The organism is Acidiphilium sp. PA (assembly GCF_026191915.1).
In the GTDB taxonomy this organism is placed as follows: Bacteria; Pseudomonadota; Alphaproteobacteria; order Acetobacterales; family Acetobacteraceae; genus Acidiphilium.
On sequence record NZ_JAIMBY010000001.1, the window covers coordinates 679,319 to 705,989 of the forward strand.

Genomic DNA, 26,671 nt, shown 5'->3' on the forward strand with positions numbered 1-26,671 from the left:
CGGTTGCATATTGCGAACCCGAGGCGGAGCTGGACCGGCATGCCGCATCGAGACGCCCATGTTTTTCTAATCGCCGCGGCCAAAACTGCGCCCGAACCCGCCCCCCTGCACAACCCTGACGTTTACCGGCTCCATCACGCCCTCGGCTGGGCCAGCGGCGTCGGCCTGCTGATCCTGGCCGACGCTGTGTCTGCCCTCGCCGCCCCGCGCCTCGCCGGCCTGCTGATCGGGCCAGCGCCCACCCTGACCACCGGCCTCACCAACTGGCTCGCCTACGCCGCGTTCACCGTCGGGTTCATGCTGTTCGCCGGGCTCTACGCCGCCACCCCGGCCCGCGCCCCGCTCGATCACGCGCCCGCCATCCTGCGCACCCTGATCGCCGCCCACGTCGTCATCCTGCTCCGCCTCGCATTGCTCCGCACCGCGCCCACCACCCCGCCGGTCAGCGCCTCGATTGCCTGGGCCGCCACCGCCTTCACCCTGGCCGCCGGCCTCATCCTCGGCACCCGCACGCTGATTGCCGTGTGGTGGCGCCACGCCGAACGCACGGTCCCGCGCGGCAGCGTCGCCCTCGTGATCGCCGGCCCCTGCGACCGCGACCTGCGCGCCCGGCTCGATCGCCTGACCGGCCGCAATCTCGGCTACCTGTTCGCCTGGGGTATGCCGCAATCCGCCGGTCTGCGCGTCATTACCGCAGCCGACACCTTTGCCGCCATGATCCGCGCCGGCACCATCACCGATATCCTGGTCTTCACCCGCCGGTCCGACGATGCCGCCGCCCGCCGCCGGATCGACGCGCTGCTGGCAAGCCTCGCCGACCAGCCGGTGCGCGTGCGCCTTGCGTTCGACGCCGTCGCCGAAATCGGCGCCGGCGGCATCGCCCAGGGCCAGAGCCTGCGCATGGTCACCGTGCTCGACCGCCCGATCCGCCCGCTCGCCGCCGCCTACAAACGCGGCTTCGATCTGCTCGGCGCCACCGTCCTGCTCACCCTGTTCGGCCCGCTGATGGGCGTCATCGCCCTGCTGCTCGCCCCCTCCGGCGCCATCCTGTTCCGCCAGCGCCGCATCGGGCTCGATGGCGCGCCCTTCACCGTCTTCAAATTCCGCACGATGCGGACCACCCAACCGACCGCTTCCGCCCCGCTCCAGGCCCGGCGCGACGACCGCCGGATCACCCCGATCGGCGCCATCCTGCGTCGCCTGTCGCTCGATGAACTGCCGCAGATCTTCAATGTGCTGCGCGGCGACATGTCGTTGGTCGGCCCGCGCCCGCACGCGCCGCACACCAGCGCGGGCGATTTCACCTTCGAACAGGCGATCGAATTCTACGGCGTGCGCCACCGCGTCAAACCCGGCCTCACCGGCCTCGCCCAGGTGCGCGGTCTGCGCGGCCCCACCGACCATCCGGACATGATCGCCGCCCGCGTCGCCGCCGATCTCGACTATATCGAACGCTGGTCGCCCAGTCTCGACCTCGCCATCCTGCTGCGCACCATCCCCGCCGTCATCGGGGGCCGCAATGCCTTCTGAACCCGCAACGCTCCTCGCCGGCAATCCGCCGCCCGCCACACCCTACGCGGCCGACGTCATCATCCTCAGCCACCACCGCACCGAAGCCACCATCGCCGCAATCCGCTCCGCCGCCGCACAAACCGGCTGCGATCACCACGTCATCGTGCTCGACCAGAACTCACCGCCCGAAACCCGCACAGCCCTTGCCACACTCGTTGCCACCCTGCCCAACACCGCGCTCTACGCCATCGCGGAAAATCGCGGCGTGCCCGGCGGGCGCAATCTCGCCACCGCGCTCGGCCGCGGCCGCGCCATCATCGCACTCGACAACGATGCCACCTTCGCGACACCCGATGTCGTCGCCCGCGCCGCCGCCCGCCTCGCCATCCTGCCCGATCTCGGCGCCATCGGCTTTCGCATCCTCGCCGGCGACGGCACCTCGCTCGACGCCTCGAGCTGGGGCTATCCGAAATCCCTGCTCGCCGCCGCCGCCCGCCGCTTCACCACCACCGTGTTCGTCGGCTGCGGCCACGCCCTGTCCCGCGCCTGCTTCGACAGCCTCGGCGGCTATGACGCGAGCCTGTTCTTCGCCTGGGAGGAATACGAATTCGCCCGCCGTGCCATTGCCGCGGGCTGGCAGATCGAACACCACGGCGATCTCGCCATTACCCACGCAGTCTCGCCCGAAGCCCGCGTCAGCTGGCAGAACGGCCGCTGGCGCTACGTCGTGCGCAACCGCCTGCTGATCGCCCATGACTGGCACGGCACCGCCGGCATGCTGCCGCGCGCCACACTCTACCTCGCCCGCGGCTTGTTCGCCGGCCGGCTTGTCACCACCATCGGCGCCATCGCCGAAGCCACCCGCCTCGCCGCCACCCGCCCCCGCCATCATACCGACGCTTCCACGCGCAGCTACATTTTCGCCCATGAAACCGCCCACCGTCTGCCCCGCCCGACGCCGCGCGCGGCTCGCCCGGCGCTGATACCGGTGGGATTGGACTTCGATCGTTGAGCGCCAGGCCATCGGTTTGGCGTCCCGAACAACACCGATGCCGCGCCTCGGTTGATACTCCGCCCTGTTTAAATTCCCGCAAGAAACCGCGGCTTTATTGAAAGCGCCCGACCGCCGGACAATGTCGGCTGGATGGCACTACACCAACCAGCCGTCATCGCCATCCCTGTGCGCAACGAGGAGCGTCATCTCGATGCATGTCTCAATGCGTTAGTCTCTCAAACGCATGCACCCGATGAAATCGTTTTGCTTCTGAACAATTGTACCGACGGCAGTCACGAAATTTGCCGTACCGCGCAACAAAAATATCCATGCATGACCATCGTTGTTTGCCGGTTGGAGGATTACGAAGCAAGCGCCGGCGAGGCCCGGCGCCGCACCATCGATCATGCGCTCCGGCTGGCGGGCGATGGCGTCGTCCTGACGACCGATGCCGACTCGGTGGTACCGGCGACCTGGGTTGCCGACAACCTTGCCGGGATCGCGGAGGATACGGATTGCGTCTGCGGGATGGCCGTGCTCGACCGCGAAGCGTGCAGCGAGGATCGCAAACGTCTTGAGCGCGATGCGGCGCACGAAACTTTGCTGCTCGGCTTGCAGGATGAAATCAGAGCGATGATCGATCCTGATCCTTGCGACCCCTGGCCGCGGCATCAGCAACACTCCGGCGCGAGTATCGCGGTGCGGGCCGCCGTCCTGCGCCGCATCGGAGGCGTTCCACGGGTCGTCTCGGGTGAAGACCGTGCACTGGTCGCAAAACTCGCAAGTCTCGATGCCCGAATACGGCATGCACCGGATATAAAAGTCCGCGTCTCTGGCCGGCTGTACGGTCGCGCCGCCGGCGGCATGGCCGAAACAATAGGACGCCGTCTGCACTGCCCGGATCAACTGACCGATGAGATGCTGGAACCGACAGTGGACGCCTATCGGCGCGTGCTCACGCGTGCGCGTCTGCGCGACCTGCGCCACGGCGATATCGGCGCCCCGGCGCTTGACAGGGTCGCAACCGATTTACTGATCCCGCCGGTTACCGTGCGTGCTGCACGAGACGCACCGCATTTCGGTGCAGCCTGGAACATCATTCAACACGCAAGCCCGATGTTGCGGCGCCGCCGCGTCGCCTTCGCCGAGCTGGCGCGCGAGACCCGCCAGGCATTGGTTTTGCGCGATCATCTCCGTTCGGGTCAGGTGCAGTGCCGCGAGAGTCTGGAGTGGAAAGATTTGCGTCATGCTCTGTGAAAGCGCTGCGTTAATCGAGGCATTGAGCGCCATCCTCCCCGCGCTGCAACGCCAGGCCATAATCGACGATGCCCTGGCGGCGTTCCCCACTGAGAGTTTTGAAAGGCTACAGAAGCTGGGGCTGCTGCGTGCCCCGCTCCCTGTAGCCCTCGGAGGCGCCGGCCTGGGCGACGGTGCGACGGGTGCCTCCGCATTGTTACGTGTGCTGACATTGCTGGGCGAAGCAAGCTTGCCGGTCGCGCGGCTGTACGAGGCACATGTCAACGCCCTGCAACTGGTCTGCCGTTACGCTCAAGACAGATTGATCCGCCGCTGCGCGCGCGATGCGGGCGCCGGGGCCCTATTCGCGTTGTGGGTCACCGATCCGCCCGAGTCCACGCTGGCCATGCACCGCGATGGCGACGGGTATCGTCTCGAAGGTTCCAAGGCATTCTGTTCCGGCGCAGGGATCGCAACCCGCGCGCTCATCACAGCGGCAATGCCGAGCGGCATCCGAATGCTCATCATCGACGTGGAGCCGGGCACCAGGGTGTTGCCAAGCCCGATAAAGCTCAGTGGTATGCGAGCGGCAATTACCGGCAGCATTGATCTCACCGGCATCCATGTGCCGGCCGACGCCCTGTTGGGTGAGGATGGCGATTACCTGCGCGAGCCGGTTTTTTCCGCCGGCGCCTGGCGCAGCGCCGCGGCGGCGCTTGGTGGTTTGAAGGCGCTTGTCGAAATTCACCGTGGCGAGATTCTTCGGCGCGGGCGTGCGCAGGACCCGCACCAGCAGGCGAGGTTCGGCGCGCTGGTGATGGCGTATGAAACCTCGCGCTTGTGGATGGCGCAGGCTGCGTTGCGCGCCTGCCTCGAAGATGACGACGCCGGTGCCATCGTCGCTTATGTCAATCTCGCCCGGCTGGCCGTCGAATCCGCGTGCCTGGATGCGATGCGGCTCTCGCAACGCAGTCTTGGTCTCGGTGCCTTCATCGCAGGTCATCCCGCAGAGCGCGTCTGCCGCGACCTTGCCACCTATCTGCGTCAGCCGGCGCCGGATGAAACATTGGTCAAAGCGGCAAGCCACTACTTCCACACGCAGCTTCCCGGCACGGCACGGGCAGGTGCCGCGTGAAGCGGGTCGCCGACCTGCTGGCCGGTTTTCGCGCCCTGCCCGCCGCCGACATCCACACGCTGCTAGGAGGCGCAAAACCCCTGATTCTGGCACCTCATCCGGACGATGAGAGCCTGGGCTGCGGTGGTCTCATCGCGGCCGCGTGCGCGGCTGGCCAGCCGCCTATCATTGTGGTGCTGACCGACGGGGCCGCGTCACACCCGGGCTCCCGGCAATTTCCGCCGCCGCGCCTGGGTGCCGTGCGCGAGGCGGAAGCGCGGGAGGCGGTCTCCCGGCTCGGCCTGCCGCCCGGTAACCTGGTCTTTCTGCGCTATGCGGATACGGAACTGCCCTCGTGCGGACCCGCCTTCGATGCTGCCTGTGCCGATATTGCAAAGATCGCGTCTGCCGCCGGCTGCACGGTTCTGGTCGCGCCCTGGCATGGCGATCCGCATTGCGATCATCAGGCAGCCGCCCGGATCGCTGCGGCCGTCGCCACACGTGGCCGGCTGCGGTTGCTTTCCTACCCGGTCTGGGGCTGGCTGCGCGCCGGCGCCGATCACGTCAGCGAATGTCGGCGCGGCGGCTTCCGCCTCGGCATCAAGGATCACCTGAGCGCGAAACAGCATGCGATCGCGGCACATGTTTCGCAATATGGCGCATTGATCACAGATTCGCCCGCCGGGTTCCAACTGCCGCCGGCACTGCTGGCGATCTTCGAGGCGCCATTTGAAGTCTTCATCGAATGACCGCCTCGCCGAGCCGTTCGCGCGACGCCGGCTATTTTGCCGCGCTGTACGACGCAAACCCTGATCCATGGAATTTCGAAGGCAGCGCCTACGAGCTTCGAAAATATCGGGCCACGCTGTCTGCGCTCGGAGGTCAGCAGTTCAACCGTGCACTCGAAGTCGGCTGCTCGATCGGCGTACTCACAAGCCTGCTCGCACCGCGTTGTGTCAGTCTGTTCGCCGTCGATATCGTCGAGAGCGCGCTGGCGGCCGCGCGGGTGCGCTGCGCTGCCATGGCGCAGGTGGAGTTTGCCTTGCTGCGCGTCCCTGAGGAATGGCCTGCGGGGCAGGTATTCGATCTGATTCTCCTTTCGGAAGTATTATATTTTCTGACACCTGCCGACATTGGGCGGGTCGCCGCGCATGTTACGAACGCACTCGCCCCAGGCGGCAGCGTCGTGCTGGTCAACTACACCGAACAGATCGACGAGCCATGCAGCGGCGATCAGGCGGCGGACGTTTTCATCGCCGCCACGCAGGCGCAGCTGCGTGTCGGTCTGCACGAACGCCACCAGGCTTTTCGGATCGACCGCTTACAACCCTGTGGGAGCACACGTGACTGACGAACATTATATGAGACTGGCGATCGAGATGGCCAAACAGGGCGACCGCACGAGCCGCTGCAGCCCGATCGGCTGTGTTCTGGTGCTCAATGACGCGGTGATTGCGCAGGCGCACAATGAAGTCGAGCAGCGATGCGATCCGACCGCCCATGCCGAGATCGTCGCCATGCGCGCGGCCGGCACGCATCTCAAGCGCTCACGATTTCAAGGTGCGGTGCTATATTCGACGTTGCAACCCTGCGGTATGTGCAGCATGGCAAGCATTTGGGCGGGTATTTCACGCATCGTTTATGGAGCCCAGCGGCATCAGGTGCATCAGATGTATTTCGAGGATCGCGATCTCGACACGATCGATTTCCTGCGTGATGCGTATAAGGACGATATTGCGATCGAAGCGGGCTTACTCGCTGAGGAATGCGCTGCCCTCTATTACGGTCCCGACGATGATCCGCCGCGGGAGGAACAGGCGAACCTGTGATGAAGCCCGTTGATTGCGTCCCGGGCTGAGGAGCCCGGCATAGCGTATGAAAATGATTCCAATGTTTTATGCCTAAACGACGATCCGTTGCGTTGCCTCGGACAGCGATGAGCCACGCGGCACGGCGATCCGATCTGCACCGCCGGTCACCCCATAACGCGAACGAATGCGATTGGCTGACTAATCTAACCGTACGTGCCGCATGAAATTTGACCCGCATTTAACCCCAATTTTATGCAGGAATTCTTGCTATTACAATCATCATCACAAATCTTACCTGAAGCCGGGCAGATCATAACCAGGCAAACGTGAAGGAAACTTAGTCATGAAAACAAGTTTATTTGTTACAGCGCTTACAGGTGGCGCCTTGAGTCTCGGTCTCGGCATCGCCGTCGCGCAAAGCACAGGCAGCGCGGCCGCCTCGTCGCAGTCAACCATGTCGCATGGAAACTCGTCAGGCACCGCGCCCGGTGCATCCCAGGGCAAATCTTCCGCTCGCATGTTAAAGAAACGCCGCACCAACGCAACGTCCGGTGCGGCCGGTAGCACAGATGGCGCGTTGAGCCATCAAACGGGAAATCAGGCGAAGACGCCACCCAAAACCCCGTAGCACGCGAAAGGACCGCAAGGCGGGCTCCGTTGTAGCCGCATGATTGCGACCGCACGGGGAGCACTGGTCTTGCGTATCCCCGGTCCTTGCCCGGGCCGGCGCGTAACAGCGACGCGCCGGACCCGCGCAACCGACCGTGCGAGCGAGGTCGTAGGCCATCGTGTCCCTGTCACCGTGCCGCGTGATAATGCCAACGCGCCGGCCACGGAGGAACCCAGGGGCGATCGCCTTGGATCGTCCGGTCGGTTCGGACCAGCAGCCGGTTTCGTCGGAACCAGACGGCCATAGCGCCGTTGCGCCACACGCTGAACCGGTCGATCACCAACCGCCCGTCCCGCCGGCAGATACCGTGCAGGGGTCGCGGCGATATCACCACCTTGGCGGAGCCGCAGCCCGCGGCGCCGGCGGCTCGGTCGGCAAGATACACGACGCGTCCTTGCGCGAGGGTACAGCGCCCCTGTTCGCACACATCCCCGGCGGCGCCTTGCCGCATGGCATCGCCCGCCCAGACCGGCCGCCATTGCGCGAGGGTGAACTTATCGACCCGTCCTGCCTCGATAACCCGCACCACCGCCCCATCGCGCACCCCGGCGAGATTACCGGTCGGTGATACCAGCACATCCGGCGCGCGCCCCAGCGTCATCGCCAGAACCCCCAGCGAGATCGGCGCCAGCCCTGCCAGGCGCGCGCGCGAGCGCAGCAGCCCCAGCAGCGCGAGCCCGATCGCGACCAGCGCGACCGCGTATCCCGGGCTCGGGCTGATCTCGATCAGCGCATGCGGCAACCCGCCGACCAGACGCGCCACCCGCAAAATCACCGCGATGCCCCACCCCATCGGCACCAGCGCCAACCGCGCGAGATGCAGGGGCATCAGCACCAGCGCGGCCATGCCGAGCGGCAGCACTACCAGCGCGGTCAGCGGCACCGCGATCAGATTGGCGAGCACGTAATACGGCTCGATCTGCTGGAAATGATACGCCGCGAACGGCATCGAGGCGCCACCCGCCAGAAACGAGGTGAACGCCAGCGCCGCGATGTGCCGGCCCAGCCGCGCGGTGTGCGATGCCCCGCCGATCGAAAACCGCCGCCCGACCGCCTCATACCCCGCGATCAACGCGAGCACGGCGGAAAAGCTCATCTGGAAACTCGGCCCCGGCACCGCCTGCGGCTCGATCATCATCAGGGCGAGCGCCGCAAGCGCCAGGCCCCGCAGCGACAACGCCCGCCGCCCCGCGATAATCCCCGCCAGCACCAGCGCCGCCATCGCCAGGCTGCGCACGATCGGCACATGAAACCCGGTCAGCGCCGCATAAATCACGCCGCCAACAAACGACACCACCGACGCCACAATCTTCGCCGGCACCCGCAGCAGCACGAATTCCGAAAACCCGACGATGAACCGCGCCAGCGCATACAGCGTCGCCATCACGATGCCGATGTGCAGTCCCGCCACCGCCAGGATATGCGCGAGCCCCGCCGTAATGAAATCCTGCCGCTCCGCCGGCGGAATCGAATCCTCGAACCCGGTCAGCAACGTCGCCGCGATCGAGCCGGTATCGAGCGGCAGATCGTGCAGGATCCGGACCGTGATGGCCTCGCGTACCTGGCGCAGCGCGCTGAACCAGCCCGGCGGCGCCCGCGCCGTCACATCGAGCGGCGAAATCGCGAATCCCACCGCCCCGAGCCCGGCAAAATACTGATCCCGCCCGAAATTCCACCCGCCCGGATAGGCCGGCCGCGACGGGCCATAGAGCAACGCCCGCACCCGCACGCTGTCACCCGCCTCGACCGCGACATCATCGCCCCGCCGCAACTTCACCCGCACCGCCCGCGCCTGCACCGCGCCCCCGTTCAGCGTCGGGTGTGCAATCCGAATCCGCCGCCCGGTCGGCAACAGATCCACCCCCACCACGCGCCCAGTGATCGTGACGCCATGATGCGGCACCGCCAGCAGTGGCGGCATCCCCAGCGTTTGCACCTGCGCCCGGCCAAACCCCAAAGCCGCCGCCAGCAGCAACATCGCCCCACCACGCGGCACCGGCCAGCGCCAGACCAGCGCCAACAACCCCGCGGTGGCCGCAACCACACCGCCCGCAACCCACACCGCGGGCTCGCGGGTCAGATCGAAATACACCAGCACGCCGCCGCCCATCGCGACGGGGAGAAACAGAAACAGCCGACCGCGTTCCGCGCCCAGAAACCGATGCGGCCAGTCGCCCATCACCGCACGGCCCGTGCCCGTGGCCCGTGCCACCACCCCAACCGACCGTTCGGCAATGATCAGCGCCGTACCCACCGCGTGCCTCAACCTCCGATTGATTCACCCTAGGCGGAGATTGCCACGCCGCAAAGCAAAATCGCCCGCGGCAAGAAGCGATGCCGGCCGATCGCGCTACCCGCGCCCAGCGAACGGCATCGTCGTCGCCATCACCGTCAGGAACATCGCGTTCGCATCCGGCGGCAGACCGGCCATATATACCAGCGTCTTGCCCACCACATCGACATCCATGGTCGGCTCCGGCTTGATCGTTCCATCCGCCTGCGGCACGCCGCTCGCCATCCGGCGCGTCATTGGCGTCGCAGCATTACCGATATCGATCTGCCCGCACGCAATGTTGTGCGCCCGCCCATCCAACGCGATCGTCTTGGTCAACCCGGTGATCGCATGCTTCGTCGCGGTATAAGGAGCCGATCCCGGCCGCGGCGTATGCGCCGAAATCGAGCCATTGTTGATAATCCGCCCGCCCTGCGGCGTCTGATCGCGCATCATCCGGTACGCCGCATTGGCGCACAGAAACGCCCCGTTCAAATTCACCGACACCACATGGTTCCATTGCTCGAAGGTCAGATCACCGAAATTCGTACTCGGCACATTGTTCCCCGCATTGTTGAACAACAAATCCAGCCGCCCGCACCGCGATTTGACCGCCTCGAACAACGCCGCAACCGAAGCCGGATCCGTCACATCCGCCGGAATCGCCAACGCCCGCTCCGCCGCCGCCGCCAGACCGACCGTCTCCGCCAGCGCATCCGCCCGCCGCCCGGTCAGCACCACGAAATACCCCTCCGCCAACAGCGCCAACGCCGCCGCCCGGCCCACGCCACTGCCCGCTCCGGTAACCAATGCGATTTTTGTTGTCATTTTGCTTGTATCCTCCCCAAGAAATTAAAAAAACTGAAGGCAAGCACTTCTTTTTTGAAAAAAGATGCAAAAAACTTTTTGACTCTGGGGCATGGGCGGTTTCACCGGCACGGGCCCAAATTAAAGAAGTTTTTTTGTTTCTTTTTTGTTCACAAAAAAGAAGACTCTTCCCCTCCCTAAGCCGCCACCACACCCCCCATCTCATCCTCGATATGCACCTGAATAATCTCATCGAACGTCGATTCCGCCTCAAACCCCAACGCCCGCGCCCGCTTCGCCTCGAAACTCGTCGGCCACCCCGCCACAATCCGCGCAATCGTCTCATCGGGCTCCCGCCGGATCAACCCCACCGCCCGATCTCCCGCAACCCGCCGCAAGGCCTCGATCTGCTCACCCACCGTCGCCGAAAGCCCGGGCAGACTCAACGTCCGCCGCCAGCCCAACGGTGCCAGATCCATCGTCGCCGCATGCACCAGAAATCCGACCGCCGCCCGTGGGCTCGCATGCCAATGCCGCACGCCCTCATCCACCGGCAACACCGCCTCCTTGCCCGCCAGCGGTTCGCGCAGAATATTGGAAAAAAACCCCGAAGCCGCGGCATTCGGCGTCCCCGGCCGAATGCAGATCGTCGGCAACCGTATCGCAATCCCATCCATGAACCCGTGCCGCGAATAATCCGTCAGCAACAGTTCACCAATCGCTTTCTGCACCCCATAACTGGTCAGCGGCGTGGTAAAAAACTCATCCCCGATCACCGGGGGGAACGGCGCGCCGAACACAGCGATCGACGATGAAAACACCACCCGCGGCATATAATGCAAACGTATATGCTGGGCGCGGATCGCCTCGAACAGCAACCGCGTTCCGTCCAGATTGATCCGATACCCCTTGTCGAAATCCCGCTCCGCCTCGCCCGAAACAATCGCCGCCAGGTGCATCACAACGTCCGGCCGCTCTGCCACGCAGATCTCGGCACTTCCGGGCGCCGATAAATCGAGCGTATGCGTCACTACATCGCCCTCGAACCCCGCCGGCGCCGCCGGTGCGAACGCATCAACCAGGGTCAACTTCGTCACCGGCGCCGCCCCCAGCGTCCCGTCCGCCGCAAGCCGCGCCGCAAACTTGCGGCCCAACATCCCGGCCGCACCAATAATCAGAATATGCATGATCGTTTCCCCGACGTTATATCGCGGACGATTATATTTAAAATCGCGAAAGCGCCAAGGGCGGAGGGACTCGCAATGTCGATACGTTGGCATAACCAAGTACAGGACACCGCCATAACCGCCACAACAACCCGATCGAATGATCGCAGAAATGATCGATAAATATATCTTTATTTTTACAAATTAAAAAATTGGGTTCTATGGATAATTCAATATAATAAAAATATTCCATAAATAAACTACCACATTATGAAATAAAATTCTCGATTTTCTTACACAATGATATTCTGAAACAAGTTAGGGTTGGTATCATTGAATAAAATATTTTGCCCGAATGTTGCAGAACGCAATTGCAGAAAACTTTCTGCGTTCGTTTCCACAGCAATTGAAAGACAACACGATGAAGAAGGCGATAGTTTTAGCGGGCGTTTTCGCGCTCACCGCCATAGGCGCATCGACAGCTCTGGCTGGAACGATGGCGCAGACCTATGGTACGTTCACCATAAATGCGACCGGAACGGTCATCACCTCACCGGCTGGTTCTCCACTTAATTCCATCACCAGCTTCACCTTGCCCGCGGATGAGACGGTGAGCAGCATCCCGGCAACCTATTTCATGCACACGAACGCGTTCCTCACCACACTCGCTCTGGGGCAACCCGTCACGATCAGCCCGCTCACCGTGCCGGTACCGGCGAGCGGTTCGTCAGAAACGTTGAATTATACCGATTTTCTGACTTTCGGATCGACCGGGCAGTATAGTTTTTCCTTGATGAACCTATCGAATGTCACAGCAAACGGTGGATTGGTGCTGCAGGGACTCGGTCTGTTCAGCGATAGCACTGGACTCCTCGGCACCGATCTCCCGTCGGAGATCAGTTTCGCGCTCAGCCAGACGAACAGCCAGGGTGCTACCGGAATCTCGACCACTTTCTCGGTGCCGCCGTCGTTGACAAATGTGCCAGAGCCAGGGTCTCTCGCCTTGCTGGGCACCGCTTTGATCACACTCGGCCTGATCATCCGCCGCAAATCCGGCAAGGGTAACTCGTCAATTTAAAGCGATATGCGGTCATGGCGTCGCGGCCGCGGCATCATGATTGCATGAAATCGATCGTTAAAGCTGACAATCAGCGCGGTGGATCGCACCCATAACGCCCTGATACCGGCGCCGTTACGGATTGGCTTGCGGTCACCCGCAGCCAATCCGAGACCACGTGACCTTGGCCTGATATCGGCCGCCGGGCATGGGCAACTCGGCGGCACGGCCCGCGGCCACGATGCCCACCAGGCCGCTCCCATCGCGCCAATGCTGCATCGCCGGCGAACGCCGCCGGAATTATCACTCTGGTCGGCGACCGTGCGCCTTACTTGTTGCAGATCAGATGGGGCGCGCCGCTCGCGCCTGCGTCCGGCCCGCGCGAGCACAGATCATAAGGCATTCCCGCCCGGTTCGACGGATCGCGATAAATATACGGGTGATTCCAGGGATCGACCGGCAGCTTACCTGCCTTCACATAAGGACCGTTCCAATTTTCGACCCCTGCCGGCCGCGCCACCAGTGCCTGCAGCCCCTGTTCGGTGGTCGGATAAGATCCGGTATCGAGCTTGTACATATCGAGCACCGACTCCAACCGCTCGATCGACTGCCCCGCAATAGACACCCGTGCCCGGCCAAGCTGGTGCAGCACCGCAGGCGCCACGATGCCGATCAACAGCCCGATGATGACAATCACCACCATGATCTCAAGCAGTGTAAATCCCGCCTCGTCCGAACTTCGCACCGATTCCACAGCACCAGGCCGCATCCGATTGATTAAATCGCGCAGATAAGACAACTTAAGCCGTGGCTGATTGGAGTGCATGAGGTTGGCGATCCCTTATCTGGCGTGTATGGCGCTCGTCGCGTCGATCTATCATCTTCCGCCACGCGTTCTCCCTTCGATAGCACGCGTCGAAGGCGGCACAAACGGCAGTGTCCATCATAACGTCAACGGCTCGGACGACCTCGGTGTCATGCAGGTCAACACCCTCTGGCTACCCGCTTTGTCACGCTACACCCGCCTGCCCACCAGCCTCGTGAGAGCCCGCCTCACCAGCCAGCCCTGCTTCAACATCGCCGCTGCGGGCGCCATTCTGCGCACGTATCTGGCTCAGGATGACGGACATCTGATGCAGGCGATCGGCGATTATCATTCGCATACCGCGCCGCTAAATCAGGCCTATCGGATCAAAGTCGTCGCCGCGGCGCGGCGCCTGTTCGCCTCACGCCGGACTGCCTCGCCTAAATTGACGAAGGTAGCGGCAAACCGCTGAACGAGCGACGACACAACGGGGCCGGATCACCATGCCCCGCGTGCGATCATCGAAACAAGGCCGGGCGCCTCGAGCAGCGCCCGGCCTGACAGGTCAGGATGTATAAATCGTGCCATTCATGCCGGACGGGAAGAAAAGACCTTTCGTCAAGCCGGTTCCCGTCGCGCCGTAAACAATGTTCAGCACCTGTTGCGGCGTACGCCGGAATACCAGCGCCTGCGGCCCGAACGGACCCACGTTGACCGCACCGTTCGGCATCAGCACGCCCTGGTCGTCCGCGGGAATGCCGGTCATGCCGCCGGTGCCCGACAACGTGGCCCGCAAAGCCGAAATCTTCGCAAGCGGCACACCGCCGCCGATCGTGGCCAGCAAAGTCCGAACAGTGGCGGCATGATACGCTTCAACCGCCTCGATCGCACCGGCGTAGGTCACGTTCGCAGGCGTCGTCAACGCCGCCAGCGCACCACAGTAAGCCGTCACACCGACATCCTCGAACACATAGGCGCCGATCAGAAAGCTGAGTTCATCGGCGAACGGGTTGAACGTCTGCCCTTTCACGATCAACCCGGCCGCAAGAGCCAGAGTGGTCCAGGAATTAACGAGGTCGATGTTCGGCATTGCCACGGCCGAAGAGCCTAGGCTCGTGCGCAGAAACCGCACATGGGTCTGTTCATCGGCGGCGATATTCGCGGCATACTGCTGATAGATGGGGGTCTTGAACGGCACCGCGGCACCGCCGGTGACGGTTCCCTGCGTTCCGGTGCCGGTCTGATCGGCCGGGGCGACGCCTTGGCCGGTCACCGCATACAGATAATAGTTCGCCTCGAGATATTCGAGATTGAGCGCGAAGTTCAGAATATCGGCATCCGTATACCCCGTGGCGGCGCGCGCGGAAGGGCTGGTAAGCGCCAGGCCGCCGACACCCGCTGCGGTCATGCCGCTCAGGGCCGCCACACCGGCGACGCCGACACCCGCGTTCCGAATAAGGCTCCGCCGGCCCGCGCGTGCGGTGGCGACGGTCTTGATCTGCTCAGTCACATCGATCGTCATTGGCTGATTCCCTGAAAGTTGATAAAAACGACATTGTCAGGCCGGAGCGCACAGAGAGACGCACAGTCGCGCTTCAGTATTTTCGCCGACTGCTGCATTGCCGGACACGGTTCGTATGCGCTGCTATGCCTCCCTTTGATCACGCCGCCATGTCATCCCTGGTCCTCGCGGTGCGGCTCTGATGTCAGGTGTACGGCCGATCATCCGCGATAGATGCGGCAGAATGCGAATATTTCTGAAAAATCCGGCAGTCTCGAAAACCGCAACCGAAGGCTCAGGTCTCGGACCCCACATGACCGCCCCGAACGTCGCGCTCGTGATCTGACGCCGCACCGGGCGGTCGGTAGTGACCACTCAGACGATGGCCAAGTTCAATCGTTTTGTCTTCGACTGTTCTGTGTAATAAATATGAAATAAAAATGATGATCAGCACGCTGCCTGACAGTGCAACGTAATAATCAAAATGCAATACCATCATGAAAATTTTGATCATGGTAAACCCAAGGACCGCGTGGATCAGATAAAACGGAAAGCTGATCGAGGCGACGAAATCGAGCCCCCGATTGCCGCCGATCCGGTGCCGCGCCGCGTAAAGCCCCCCGAACACCGCCAGCGCCGCACAATAATTGCACGCCACCACACGATACTCCGGCTGTGCGACACCCCATGCTGTCGCCGCACCGAACAGCAGAACCATCCCGGCGCCGCCGGCCAACAATCCTCTTGTACCGATCTGGCCGTTGTTGTGAAAATTGAACAATACGCCGATCAGCATGAACACGAGGTAGCGCAGTTCGAAGCCAAATCCCGCAAGCATGCGCGCCTCCAGCGACGGGTTGTGCGCGGCCGGCTGGCGACCGATCAGCACAGCGAGCATCGCAAGCCCGATCGCGACGCCGACCACCGCCACGACATTGCCGCGTCGGATGACACCTGCAAACAGCAACACGAGCAGATAGAACTCGAGTTCGATTGTCAGCGTCCAGTTCACGAAATCAATCACCGGTGCGCCGACCAGATTGGCAACCACGAGCAGATTGGCGGCGATCGTACCCGCACCATAGATAAACGGCCGCTGCCAATAGATCGCGGCCGCATAAAGCACGCCGAGTTCGATCAGCAACGCCAGAATGACCAACGGATAGATCCGCAGGATTCGCGCCGCCAGAAATGTCAGGCGGCTATGCCGTGTCAGCGAATACGGAATGACCAGACCACTGATCAGAAAGAACAGGCCGACCCCGAACGGACCGAGCTGGAACCATCGGTCATCGACCCAGCCATAAGCCGCCGGCACCGGGCCGGTCTGCACCGGCGAGAATGTCGCCGCCGCGACAAATTGCGGCACCGCCCAATAGACGCCGACCAAATGACTGCACGCGACCATGATGGCCGCAAGGCCGCGCAACTGGTTGGCAAACGCGAGCCGCCGTGCCGGCCGCGGGGCGGGTTCAGGATTGTACGCGGCCATCTTGTGCCGCGGGGACAAACCACGCCAGTATCCGCATCCAGCCGCCCGCCTGCGATCCCAGCCGCACGATCGCACGCCGCGTGAACCTGCTTCTCCCAGGACCCGACGCCGTGGCGGTGATCTCGATCACCCGTAATCCCGGCGGATGCGGCATGAACGCCGCCCCGGCACCGGCACCCATTGCCACCGCCCGTCTCACCGCCGGTGCCGCATAGGCGAGGTTGACCCCGCCGTTGCCGTATAGAGTGAGATACGGCCGCAGCGCGTTCAGCAGGCGCGGTGACACGCCGGCCACCAAACCGAGTTCGCTCAACGACTCAAACGGCGTACCCGGCGGCCCGAGCCGATGGCCGCCAGCGCGATATTGCGCGGCAAGATGCACGGCGTGTTGGGCATCGGCGTCCGGCGCCCGCCATTGCACGATGCTCGAAGCCACCGCGGCTGCCTGCGCCCGGCTGCGGCCCACCGCCACGATCAGTGCCTGCAACAGCGACGCCGGCGCGGCATTGATGTTGATTTTGCCGGATTGATCGATCAACGCAACCCTGATTCGCGCGACGAATGCATCACCGTGAACATCGATCAGATGGATCTGCCCATCCGCGGGCCAGTGGGCCGCCGTCTGGTCGAGGTTGTGAAACGCCGCCACCGCAATCGCGCCGTCCGCCTGGCTCTGGAGCGCGGCACCGCGCCGCAGGTTCAGCGCGAGCCGCGCCTCGTCACGGCCTGCCGCCTCGATATGACCGACCAGAAACATCAGAAGCACGACGGTCCACAGCACGATGATCAACGCAACACCCGATTGCCGCTCATCGCGCGGCGCCCGGCCGGTCACTGCTGAACCCGCAACGCACGCCGAACCGCAAGGTTGGGATCGGACAGCCCGGCATCCGGCACGCTCAATGCCGCCGGCACATTGGTCGCACCCGGCATCGCACGTTCCATATCCGCCGTCAGCGCCTGCACGTCGTGTGTGTTGTAAACCACGTGCGGTGTCAGCAGCACCAGCAATTCGTCGCGCACCCGCGTGTTGTCCTGCGTGCCCGCGAGTGCACCGAGCACAGGAATATCCTTGAGCCAAGGAATTCCTTGGTTTCCACGCGAGGCGTTATCCGTGATCAACCCGGCCAGACCGATCGTCTGGCCGTCCTGCACCACCACGCTCGACGATATGCTGCGCTGCAGAAACGTCGGCGACTGGATGCCGTTGGTCGTCGTGGCGGTCGATACGCTGCTGACATTCTGGGCGATCCGCAACTCCACCAGCCCGTCACGGTCGACCCGCGGCGTCACCCTCATGATCACGCCGGTCGGCTGATATTGAATGCTGCTGATCACCGGTGCGCCAGACGTGATGGTGCTCTGCGAACTCGACGTCAGATACGGCACCAGGCTGCCCACCTGCAGTTCCGCCGTATGATTGTTCAACACCAGCAACTCCGGCGAGGACAGCACCCGCACCTTGGTCACCGCCTGCAATGCCGAAATCGCCAGCGGCGCGCCACCGACTCCGCTGCCACCGATCACGAAGCCGGGAAAGGTCGAATCGAGCGCCACGTTCGCCGGCGTGGTGAGCGATGCGGTGCCATTGTTCAGAATGCCGTTGATGCCGCCAGCTTTCTGGAAAAAGAACTGCGTGCCATATTTCAGATTATTGTTGAGCTGCACCTCCGCAATCGTCGCATCGATCCGCACTTCCAGCGGCAGCACGTCGATCTTGCGCAACATGGCGTTGACCAGGTCGTCCTCGCTTTGCGTCGCATAGATCAACAGCGCGTTGTTCTGCTGATCGGGAATGATCCGCATCGTATCGCTCGCACTACCGCCGCCCGCAGCGCCGCCACCCCCCAGCCCGCCCAACAGAGGATTGGCCGAACTGCCCGAAGCCGCCCCCGGCGTGCCGGTGGCCGCGGGTGCCACCGTACCGCCGCCGATGCCACCACTGCCGATGCCGCCCGCAGCAATGCCGCCCCCCGCTCCACCCAACGGGTTCGATATTGAAATCCCGCCGGATGCGCCGCCGGCCGCCGCCGCGCCGCCCATTGTCTCGCCGCTGCTGCCCGTGCCGCCGGTCACAGTCCCGTTCGGCTGCGCGGTCACGTTATCGGGCGTGAACGCCTGCTGCAGCACATACGCAAGATTATTGGCCTGACTGTCCTGCAGGTAATAAACATGCCAGCTTCGCGTTGTCTGCGCCTGGTTCCGCTCGATCAGGTCGAACACCCGCCGCACATCCGCGATCGTGTCGGCACGGCTGGCCACCGCCAGAATGGCGTTGACCTGCTCCATCGGCACAATCCGCAACCCGGCCAGATCCGCCTTGCCCGCCAACGCGGTTTGCAAGGAAGCCGCCATATCCTTGGCATCACCTGCCGATACCGGGAGCAGAGCATAGGATTGCCCGGCCAACTGATCGATATCGAACGCGCGCACCAGGCCTAGCATCGTCGCCCGATCCGCCGGGTCGCCCGACAGCAGCACCGCATTCCCGTTCGGTGCAGCGACGATCTTTCCCCCGGCGCCGATAAAGGGCTGCAGCACCTTGGCGAGCTCCCCGGCGGCGGCGTAGCGCAACGGCACCAGCGTGCTGCCCGCCTCGGCCGTGTTGCCCGCCAGATTGGTCGTCGTCGCAGCGGTCGCCGCCGGCACCACCCGATACAGCGTGCCGGTCTGCACCAGCGCCGCGCCGTTCTCGCCCAGCAACGCCTGCAACACCGGCAGCAGTTCTGCGCGCGTCAGCGGCTGCGCGGTATGAAACGTCGCCGTGCCGTGCACGCTGGGATCAATCACGTAGTTGACGTGCAGCATATCCCCGAGGATCTGCGCAATCACGGTGCGGATATCGGTATCGGCAAAGTTGAGTGAAATATCGCCGCCGCCGGCCCCGGCGCCGCTTGCCCCATCAGACGGCAGACCAAGCGGTTGCGCCTGTCCGTAGCTCACCTGCGGCGACGCCTGCCGCGCGGGGCCGAGGTTCGTATTGGGATCGAGCGTGGCATACCGGGCGCCGACCGACCCGCGCAACTGGCTCAACCGCTGCGGCGCCGCGAGCGGCTGCCGCGACGCAGCGCATCCGCTCAGACCGCCCACTGCCAGCATCCCCGCCAGGCTGCCGAGCGAGATCACCCGCGCGAGTCGGTCCTTCTTCATGCGGCGGCTATCATTCGGCCGCGACCCCGGCTGGCGCCGAAGGTTTGCCCGCCGGCAGCAGCGGATGACTGGCGAGTGGCGGCCGCGGCGGCGGCACCAGTTGCGATAAAGGCGGCGGCCCCGACCACGTCGCCGCGCTCGGCAGATCCGTCGATGTCCCGCCGAGCATGATACCGCCCGCCGTCCGGGTCATCGGGGGCATGGCGAACAGCGAACCCGGTGGCACCCCGCGCGCAGCCGTGACCGGAGTCGCACGCGGCGCGGTCGGGGCCGCGCTCGTGCTGGCAGCCGGCGTGTCGCCGTAGGTAATCCGCACCGTCTCGACTCCATCGGGTCCGAGCACCGAGACACGATCACGCGCAATCCCCCGAACGGTGAAACCACCGATCCGCGCGCCCGGCTGCACAGTGATCGGCTTGCCCGTGGCGGGCGCGAAAATCGCGAACCGTCCTTCCGGACTGACCATGATGCCGGTCAGCCTCGGCAGCGCCGCGCGACTTGATCCCGCAACCGCCGCAATGCGGGCCGGCCGGCGTGAGGGGGTGAACAACGGCCGCGCCAGAATCGCCGCCACCCACCTGTTGGTCCGGCCCGGGTCCACCGGCACCCCCGGCGTCAATCGCAACGGGGCAGGCCCCGCCGCCACGATCGCGCGACTTGCCTCCCCATGCGCCGACCACGCCTCGCCGATCACGATGCAACCCAGAACCAAAGCCAATCCACCCATCGTCATGAAGGCAAGTCGAAGCATTATTTCACCATAGCTTCACTACCCGATCCCATCGCCAATGGATGCGCGGTTCCAGGCCGGAAGGCAATCACGGTGATGGTCGCGCTCAGCGGTGCGTCGCCGCCCCGCACACCGATATCCGCGCCTGTCACCCGCAGGTCATCGACCAGCATGGTCGGTTGCGCCGTAGTGATCGCCTGCAACAGGTGCACCAGCACCGGCCATCTGCCGGTCAGCGCGACCTGCAGGCGAATCAACCGATACCGCCCCCTGCGCTGCGTCGCCAGCGTTTCGGTGCTCGAAATCACTGCCCCCGCACGGCCTGCCATGCTTTGCACCGTCTGCTGCAAGTTTGCGGCGGCGATCGCATCGGTCGCACCCTCCAGCAGCACCCGCCGTGCCGGCACCGACGCCGAGAGCCGGTGTGCGTCGCGCGCGAGCACGGGCAGCGCGGCGGCCAGCCCCGCCAGATGGGCCGCAAACAGCCGGCGTTCGGCCAGATGGGCCGCGCGCGCCTCGTACCACCCCACCAGCGGGCTACCGATCGCGAGCCACAGAACAGCCAGCGCCAGGGCGGCGAACCCCACCGCGAGCACGCGGCCGTTACGCCCTGTCGGTAACGCGCGCGTCATGGGCCCGCCTCCGCCGTCGGCCGGATCACCGCCTTGATCGTGAACAGATCCTTATGGCTGTTCGCATCGCGCGTCACCGGCGCCGCGAACGCCACCCCACCCAGCGACGGATTGGCCGACAAGGCCGCAAGCAACGGTGCCGCCGCGCCGGACTGTCCCGCGAGTTGCAGATGCAACTGCCGCAGGCTGAGTTCGGTCAGATAGGTGTTGTCGGGCAAAGCCCCGGTCACCGCGGCCAGGATCGCGAGCGGGTCGCCCACCCGCAGGCGCTCGCGCGCGACCACATCGACGCTCGACGATCCCGCAAGAATCCGGCGCCGCAAAACCTCCGCGCGCACCACTACCGGCCGCAATGTCCTGATCTTCCGATCCACCGCCGATAGCGCGCGTGCCTGCGTCAGAAACGGCAGCGCCACGGCCAGCACCGCCAGCCCGGCGCATGCCCCGCACAAAGCCTGCAAGGCACGCAGCCGCCTGGTCTCGACCATCGCCGCCGCCATACGGATTACGCGCACGCCGTCGGCGCCCATTACTTCAATCGTGCTCGGCACGATCTGAGCCGCCGCCAGCGCTTCGATCACGGGCACAAGCGGCGCCTTCGGCACGATCGACAACCGCAGCACGATTTTGCCGCGCGCCACATCACGCCGCTCCACCCGGCCGGTCCAATAGACCGCGTCCGTCGCAAACGGTGTCAGCCGCGCGATTTCATGACCCAGCACGGACCGCCAATCCGCCTCGGCCGCCTCAGGGAGCACCACCATCCGTTCCAGCAGCATGCCGGTCGGCAGCGCCAGCACGACCCGCGGTGGCAGTCCCCGTCGCGGCGTGGCGCGTAAGGCCGCCAGACCGTCCCGATCCAGTGCCACGTGCATCAACCGGTTCACCCGTCGCTGGCGCCGCACCGACAGCTGGACGCTCGCCCCATCGCCGCCCGCCGGCTCGACCAGCAGCGCATCGACCCCGAGCGAATCCCGGTTGATCAGTCGGGCGGGGATCAACTCGGCCAGACGTTCCGCCCACCATCGCATGAAGACGCTCACCATGGCCGACCGGCCCCGACAGGTTGCGCCCAATCGCGAAACGCCTCGACGGCCGCCCGACCAACGCGGCGACAGCCCGCCCCAGATGCGCAATCCTGCCTGCTGTTCACTGACATCGCGGTTCGGCCACCTCTCTCAAAAAACCGGCTGGCGCATCGGTGCGATCACCATCATCGGCCAATGGCGCCGGTCAGCGGCGTGCCTGCGGGTCGCGAAGTGAAGACGGCATTCCACCAGCGCGGGCGGTGTCCGGCCGTCCCAGCTGCGCACCCACGCTCCCCCGCCAGGGGCCGGCCGCCAGTACGCGAAATCGACCGAAGCGACCCCATGCAAAAGAATGGTCGTGCGGATCACCGGCGCGCCAGCCAGCCGTACGGCATGAAAATGCGGTGTCCAGCGCAGAATGAAATCGTGCCGCGCATCCACCGTCAACGACACATCGACCGGCGTGAACGCCGCCACCGGCGCACCCTCCGGCAGATGCGTGGTAAACGCAAGCCCATGCGCACGGCCGATTATGTTGGGTGGATCGACCTTGAAACCCGGCGCCATCTGCCCGATCAGCGTGCGCAGCACACGGTCGGTCGCATCGAGATCACCGCGCGCGGCAATGCTGCGGGCCTGCCCGTTCCATGCCCGGAGTCCGAAACTGACGCTCTGGGCCAACCCGATCATCAGGAACCCGAACACCACCAGTGCGACCATGATTTCCAGCAGCGTGAAGCCCGCCTGCGACCGGCTGTGCCCGGTTTTCATCGTGCCCGCACCGCGATCGCCCCCAGCCGCTCGCCGTGCAGCGTCACACTGCGCCGCCCACCGCCGGAACCCCCGGTGCTTGATACCCAAGACTCCGTCACGCTCAACGCATACAGAGCCGGACGCGTCGGCTGCGGCGCGCCGCCGGTCACCGCAACGCCGAGCGGCACCACCCGCGTCTGCCACCTGAACCCGCCCCCGTCACGGCCGCTCTGCCGCCCGGCGCGAAACCCGCTCTGCACGAGCAGCCCCGCCATATGCGATCGCGCGCGCGACAGGGCTTCCTCATATTGGCTCGCGGCCTTGGCCGACCGCATCCCCCCCACCGAACCCTGATAGAGCACGCCGAGCGCCAGCGCCGCGATTACCAGCGCCACCAGCACCTCGATCAGCGTGAAGCCGGCATCAGCCGGTCTGAACTTGGCCGACACTCACTCGCCCATTCACCCAGTGCACCACGATCACCGTGCGCATCGCCCGCAGCGATAACCCGATCGCCCCGCTGGTCGCACTGCCATCCGGCTCGAACACGATCACTGGTTTTACGGTCGACAGCCCGATCCCAGGCGGCGTTGCCATCTCATGACCCGGGGGTCCGAACGCCCGCTGCGCCGGATCGATCCGGAAGGACACCGGCTCGCCGCGCGCAATCGCCTCGGTCCGCGCGAGCCGCAGCGCCTGCACCACCCGGCTCGCCGCGGCGCGCAACGCCAGCGTCGGGCTGCGCTCGGGTCCCCGGCCGATCACCAGCGTCAGCAACAGACCCATCACCACGATCACGACCATGATTTCGAGCAGCGTAAAGCCTGCGGACCGCCCAGGATCGGTCGGGCCCCGACGCATCCTCATCCCGCCAGATTGTTCAGGCTGAGCATCGAGAGCATCAGCGACGACACGATCCCGCCGATGATCGCCCCCATCACGATCGTGATGGCCGGCACCAGCAGCGAGACCAGGCGCTGGATGCCGAGTTGCACCGCCTCGTCATGAATGTCGGCGGCGCGCAGCGCGATCGCGCCGAGCTGCGCGGTCTCCTCGCCCAGGCGCAACAAATGCAAGGTCCGCACCGGAAAAATCTGCGCCGCCGCCAGCGGTGCAGCCAGCCCCGCGCCGCCCTTGGCACTGCCGGTCGCCTGCTCGACCGCAGCGATCGCAGCCCGGTTGCCGATCACGTCGCGCACGATGCCAAGGGCCGCGATCAGCGGCACGCCGTTCAGCAGCAACGATCCCAGCGTCCGCGTGAAGCGCGCCGCCAGCACCTCGCGTGTCAGGGCGCCGATCACCGGCACACGCAGCACCAGCCGGTCCACCACCAGGCGGACGCCAGGGCGTCGCAATAGCCGGTGCACCACCAGCCCGAACCCGATCAAGCCAAGCAAGCCATACAGACCATCGTTGCGGATCAACGCGCCAAACCGCAGCAGAAACGCGGTCGAGGCCGGCATCGGTGCGCCATTCTGGGCAAACAGTGGCGCGAATTGCGGCAACACCTCGGTAAGAAGAAGCGTCACCGACCCGATCGAGACCAGCGCCAGCAGTCCGGGATAGATCATCGCCGACTGTACCGTGGCCGTCAGCTTGCGCTGGCGTTCCAGCAACAGCGCCAGCCGGTCGAGTGTCGCGGCCAATGCGCCGCCCGCTTCGCCGGCCCGCACCAGCCCGATATAGAGTTTCGAGAAACTCCGTGGCTGCGCCGCCAGCGCCGCAGCGAGCGAACCGCCGTCGCGCACCGCGGCGCGCAGCTGTTCGACCAGCCGTGCGACCCGCGGCCTGGGTGCTGTCTCGACCAGAAACCGCAGCGCCCGGTCCAGATCCTGGCCCGCACCGAGCATGATCGAGAGCTCCCGCGTCAGATGCGCCACATCCTGCCGGCGCAGCCCCGTGTTGCCGAACTCGGTTGCCAGAAGCGCCGCAATGAACGACCGCCGGTCCGCCGGCTCGGTGCGGACCGGGATCTGGCCGTCGCGCTGCAACCGCGCGATCACCTGCGCTGCATCCGGCGCGTCCATCACCCCGCTCGCCATCTGCCCGGATCGATCGATCGCGGTATACCGAAACGCTGCCATCAGGCACCCGACCTGATGCTGCGCACGACTTCCTCGATTGTGGTCTCCCCGGCCAGCGCCGCCGCGATACCACGATCGAACATCGTCACCATCCCCGCCGCGACCGCCGCATGCTCGATGTCGGCCTGATCCGCCCGCGCAAAGATCAATCGCTCGATCGCCGCATTGGGCTCCAGAAATTCGGCAATCGCCATGCGGCCGCGAAACCCGGTGTTGCGGCATTGCGGGCAGCCCACCGCGTGCCAGACCGTGACCGGCGCGCCGCTGCCATGATCGAGATCGAACTGGCGCACCAGCGCGTCCGGCGCAGGCGCCGATGCACGGCACGCAAGGCACAGCCGCCGCACCAGCCGCTGCGCCAGCACCCCGCGAATCGTTGCCGCGATCAGATAATCCTCGAGCCCCATGTCGCGCAGCCGCGTGATGGTCGCCGCCGCCGAATTGGTATGCAGGGTGGACAACACCAGATGCCCGGTCAGCGCCGCCCGCGCCGCAACCTGCACCGTCTCCAGGTCGCGGATTTCACCGACCATGATGACATTCGGGTCCTGGCGCAGGATCGAGCGCAGCAGCGTCGCGAAATGCAGGTCGATCTGCGGCTTGACCTGGATCTGGTTGATGCCGTCGAGCTGAAACTCGATCGGGTCCTCGATCGTGACGATCTTGCGCGCCGTCACGTTCAACCCGCTCAGCCCGGTGTAGAGGGTCGTGGTCTTGCCGCTGCCGGTGGGCCCCGTCACCAGCACGATGCCATTGTGCAGTTCCAGCGCGGCCCCCAGCTTGCCGATGATCGCCGGCGGCAGACCCAGCGCCCCGTAATCGAGCTCGACCGCGCTGCGATCCAGAATCCGCAGCGCGACCGCCTCGCCATGCAGCGACGGCACGGTCGAGACGCGGATATCGATGTCCTGGCCACGCACTGCGAGCTTGATCCGGCCATCCTGCGGCAGGCGCCGCTCCGCGATATCCAGCCGCGCCATAATCTTCACGCGCGAGGTGATCGCCGCGGTCAGCTGCGCCGGCTGGCTCTCCGCCTCATGCAACTCACCGTCATAGCGGTAGCGCACCCGCAACCGGTCCTCGAACGGTTCAAGGTGGATGTCCGACGCCTGGGTCTCCACCGCCCGGAAAATAATCTGGTTGACCAACCGGATCACCGGTGCCTCGCTCGCCAGATCCTTCAACCGCTCAGCGTCTTCTTCCAGCGGTTCGCGTCCCGCCAGCCCCTCGGCCGCGTCCGTGCCGGGGCCCGGTGCATCCGGATAGAGCCGGTCGAGGGCCGCATCGATCTCGATCGGCAGCGCCACCTCGCGCCGCACCGCAAGTCCGGTCGCGGCGGCCATCGCCGCGGCGGTGAAATCATCGAGCGGATCGGCCATGGCCACCACCAGATGCCCCGCTTCAAGCGCGACCGGCACGGCGCGGGCACTGCGTAGAAACAGGGCGGGCAACGCGCCAGGGAGCACCGGCTCTGCATCGGGGTAGCGCGCCGGTCCGGCCACCGGGCAGTCGAGCAGCCGCGCATAGATCTGCGCGAGTCCGCGTTCCGAAATCAGACCCAGCTGGATCATCACCAGGTCCAGCCGCTGATCGCTTTCCGCAGCAACCGACCGGGCCCGCGCCACGGTCCGCGCGTCGCACACGCCGGAGGCGATCACCAGTTCCGCCAGGGTGTCCATCCGGTTGGGCACACGCAACGGCATCGCCGGCGTGACCACACCGGAACGCGCCGCATCGGGGCGGGCGCCGCCGGTGCGGCTTGTGCCGAACCGTGGCACCGCCCATTTAAGTGCTGTCGACCACTCCAATTGCCTCGGCTGCTCCTAAACGCACAATCGCTGCATCCAACGCTTGTAC

Annotated in this window: 25 protein-coding genes; 9 read left to right on the forward strand and 16 right to left on the reverse strand. The window is 65.2% G+C overall.

The window, feature by feature from the left end:
• The first annotated feature begins 39 nt into the window (after positions 1–39).
• The 7 genes from AruPA_RS03180 (at position 40) to AruPA_RS03210 (ending at position 6,685) form a co-directional block, all read left to right on the forward strand.
• Positions 40–1,530, forward strand: coding sequence for an exopolysaccharide biosynthesis polyprenyl glycosylphosphotransferase (locus AruPA_RS03180; RefSeq protein WP_265634983.1), 1,491 nt, complete (start codon positions 40–42; stop codon positions 1,528–1,530).
• Positions 1,520–2,524: a glycosyltransferase family 2 protein gene (locus tag AruPA_RS03185; protein WP_265634985.1), complete on the forward strand. Its 1,005-nt coding sequence runs from the start codon at positions 1,520–1,522 to the stop codon at positions 2,522–2,524. The genes AruPA_RS03180 and AruPA_RS03185 overlap by 11 nt, the downstream gene beginning before the upstream one ends.
• Positions 2,525–2,656: 132 nt before the next feature.
• Positions 2,657–3,763: a glycosyltransferase family 2 protein gene (locus tag AruPA_RS03190; RefSeq protein WP_265634987.1), complete on the forward strand. Its 1,107-nt coding sequence runs from the start codon at positions 2,657–2,659 to the stop codon at positions 3,761–3,763.
• A complete protein-coding gene (locus AruPA_RS03195; protein ID WP_265634989.1) occupies positions 3,753–4,877 on the forward strand; it encodes an acyl-CoA dehydrogenase in 1,125 nt (374 codons plus the stop codon). The genes AruPA_RS03190 and AruPA_RS03195 overlap by 11 nt, the downstream gene beginning before the upstream one ends.
• Positions 4,874–5,605 (forward strand): PIG-L deacetylase family protein, encoded by a 732-nt coding sequence (locus AruPA_RS03200; protein WP_265634990.1) that lies wholly within the window; start codon positions 4,874–4,876, stop codon positions 5,603–5,605. Before AruPA_RS03195 ends, AruPA_RS03200 begins: the two co-directional genes overlap by 4 nt.
• Positions 5,602–6,207 carry a class I SAM-dependent methyltransferase gene (locus AruPA_RS03205; RefSeq protein ID WP_265634992.1) on the forward strand — a complete coding sequence of 202 codons (606 nt, stop codon included), beginning with the start codon at positions 5,602–5,604 and terminating at the stop codon, positions 6,205–6,207. The genes AruPA_RS03200 and AruPA_RS03205 overlap by 4 nt, the downstream gene beginning before the upstream one ends.
• On the forward strand, positions 6,200–6,685 hold the full coding sequence (locus tag AruPA_RS03210) for a nucleoside deaminase (protein WP_265634994.1): 486 nt from the start codon (positions 6,200–6,202) through the stop codon (positions 6,683–6,685). Before AruPA_RS03205 ends, AruPA_RS03210 begins: the two co-directional genes overlap by 8 nt.
• 779 nt (positions 6,686–7,464) lie before the next feature.
• Here AruPA_RS03210 and AruPA_RS03215 read toward each other — a convergent pair.
• From AruPA_RS03215 to denD, 3 genes are all read right to left on the reverse strand, one after another.
• Positions 7,465–9,591: a ComEC/Rec2 family competence protein gene (locus AruPA_RS03215; protein ID WP_265634995.1), complete on the reverse strand. Its 2,127-nt coding sequence runs from the start codon at positions 9,589–9,591 to the stop codon at positions 7,465–7,467.
• A gap of 96 nt (positions 9,592–9,687) precedes the next feature.
• On the reverse strand, positions 9,688–10,437 hold the full coding sequence (locus AruPA_RS03220) for an SDR family oxidoreductase (RefSeq protein ID WP_265634997.1): 750 nt from the start codon (positions 10,435–10,437) through the stop codon (positions 9,688–9,690).
• Positions 10,438–10,613: 176 nt separating this feature from the next.
• Positions 10,614–11,603: a D-erythronate dehydrogenase gene (gene denD / locus AruPA_RS03225; protein WP_265634999.1), complete on the reverse strand. Its 990-nt coding sequence runs from the start codon at positions 11,601–11,603 to the stop codon at positions 10,614–10,616.
• Between the two features lie 334 nt (positions 11,604–11,937).
• Between denD and AruPA_RS03230 the strand changes: the two genes are divergently transcribed.
• Positions 11,938–12,660 (forward strand): PEP-CTERM sorting domain-containing protein, encoded by a 723-nt coding sequence (locus AruPA_RS03230; RefSeq protein ID WP_265635001.1) that lies wholly within the window; start codon positions 11,938–11,940, stop codon positions 12,658–12,660.
• A 307-nt stretch (positions 12,661–12,967) separates the two neighbouring features.
• Here the strand turns inward: AruPA_RS03230 and gspG are convergent, their stop codons facing one another.
• Positions 12,968–13,408 carry a type II secretion system major pseudopilin GspG gene (gspG, locus tag AruPA_RS03235; protein ID WP_265635003.1) on the reverse strand — a complete coding sequence of 147 codons (441 nt, stop codon included), beginning with the start codon at positions 13,406–13,408 and terminating at the stop codon, positions 12,968–12,970.
• A gap of 55 nt (positions 13,409–13,463) precedes the next feature.
• On the opposite strand from gspG, the gene AruPA_RS03240 reads away from it, so the two are divergent.
• Entirely contained in the window at positions 13,464–13,916 is a 453-nt protein-coding gene (locus AruPA_RS03240; protein WP_265635005.1) for a lytic transglycosylase domain-containing protein, read from the forward strand.
• Positions 13,917–14,009: 93 nt separating this feature from the next.
• Here the strand turns inward: AruPA_RS03240 and AruPA_RS03245 are convergent, their stop codons facing one another.
• The 12 genes from AruPA_RS03245 to AruPA_RS03300 all read right to left on the reverse strand — a co-directional run bounded on the left by AruPA_RS03245 (position 14,010) and on the right by AruPA_RS03300 (position 26,592).
• Complete coding sequence (locus tag AruPA_RS03245; protein ID WP_265635007.1) at positions 14,010–14,966, reverse strand: ferritin-like domain-containing protein; 957 nt, start codon at positions 14,964–14,966, stop codon at positions 14,010–14,012.
• 274 nt (positions 14,967–15,240) lie between these two features.
• The gene (locus AruPA_RS03250; protein ID WP_265635009.1) at positions 15,241–16,437 is read right to left on the reverse strand and encodes an acyltransferase; all 1,197 of its coding nucleotides are present in this window, start codon (positions 16,435–16,437) and stop codon (positions 15,241–15,243) included.
• Complete coding sequence (locus AruPA_RS03255; RefSeq protein ID WP_265635011.1) at positions 16,418–17,272, reverse strand: general secretion pathway protein GspK; 855 nt, start codon at positions 17,270–17,272, stop codon at positions 16,418–16,420. The genes AruPA_RS03250 and AruPA_RS03255 overlap by 20 nt, the downstream gene beginning before the upstream one ends.
• Positions 17,269–19,587: a type II secretion system secretin GspD gene (gene gspD, locus AruPA_RS03260; protein ID WP_265635013.1), complete on the reverse strand. Its 2,319-nt coding sequence runs from the start codon at positions 19,585–19,587 to the stop codon at positions 17,269–17,271. Before gspD ends, AruPA_RS03255 begins: the two co-directional genes overlap by 4 nt.
• A gap of 10 nt (positions 19,588–19,597) precedes the next feature.
• Complete coding sequence (locus tag AruPA_RS03265) at positions 19,598–20,338, reverse strand: hypothetical protein (RefSeq protein WP_265635014.1); 741 nt, start codon at positions 20,336–20,338, stop codon at positions 19,598–19,600.
• On the reverse strand, positions 20,338–20,949 hold the full coding sequence (gspM, locus tag AruPA_RS03270; RefSeq protein WP_265635017.1) for a type II secretion system protein GspM: 612 nt from the start codon (positions 20,947–20,949) through the stop codon (positions 20,338–20,340). The genes AruPA_RS03265 and gspM overlap by 1 nt, the downstream gene beginning before the upstream one ends.
• Positions 20,946–21,980: a PilN domain-containing protein gene (locus AruPA_RS03275; protein WP_265635019.1), complete on the reverse strand. Its 1,035-nt coding sequence runs from the start codon at positions 21,978–21,980 to the stop codon at positions 20,946–20,948. Before AruPA_RS03275 ends, gspM begins: the two co-directional genes overlap by 4 nt.
• Positions 21,981–22,127: 147 nt before the next feature.
• Positions 22,128–22,748 carry a prepilin-type N-terminal cleavage/methylation domain-containing protein gene (locus AruPA_RS03280; protein WP_265635021.1) on the reverse strand — a complete coding sequence of 207 codons (621 nt, stop codon included), beginning with the start codon at positions 22,746–22,748 and terminating at the stop codon, positions 22,128–22,130.
• A complete protein-coding gene (locus AruPA_RS03285) occupies positions 22,745–23,179 on the reverse strand; it encodes a prepilin-type N-terminal cleavage/methylation domain-containing protein (protein ID WP_265635023.1) in 435 nt (144 codons plus the stop codon). The genes AruPA_RS03280 and AruPA_RS03285 overlap by 4 nt, the downstream gene beginning before the upstream one ends.
• Positions 23,154–23,597 (reverse strand): GspH/FimT family pseudopilin, encoded by a 444-nt coding sequence (locus AruPA_RS03290; protein WP_265635025.1) that lies wholly within the window; start codon positions 23,595–23,597, stop codon positions 23,154–23,156. The genes AruPA_RS03285 and AruPA_RS03290 overlap by 26 nt, the downstream gene beginning before the upstream one ends.
• Positions 23,594–24,814 (reverse strand): type II secretion system F family protein, encoded by a 1,221-nt coding sequence (locus AruPA_RS03295; protein WP_265635027.1) that lies wholly within the window; start codon positions 24,812–24,814, stop codon positions 23,594–23,596. Before AruPA_RS03295 ends, AruPA_RS03290 begins: the two co-directional genes overlap by 4 nt.
• Positions 24,814–26,592, reverse strand: coding sequence for a GspE/PulE family protein (locus AruPA_RS03300; RefSeq protein ID WP_265635028.1), 1,779 nt, complete (start codon positions 26,590–26,592; stop codon positions 24,814–24,816). The genes AruPA_RS03295 and AruPA_RS03300 overlap by 1 nt, the downstream gene beginning before the upstream one ends.
• Positions 26,593–26,671 lie beyond the last annotated feature (79 nt).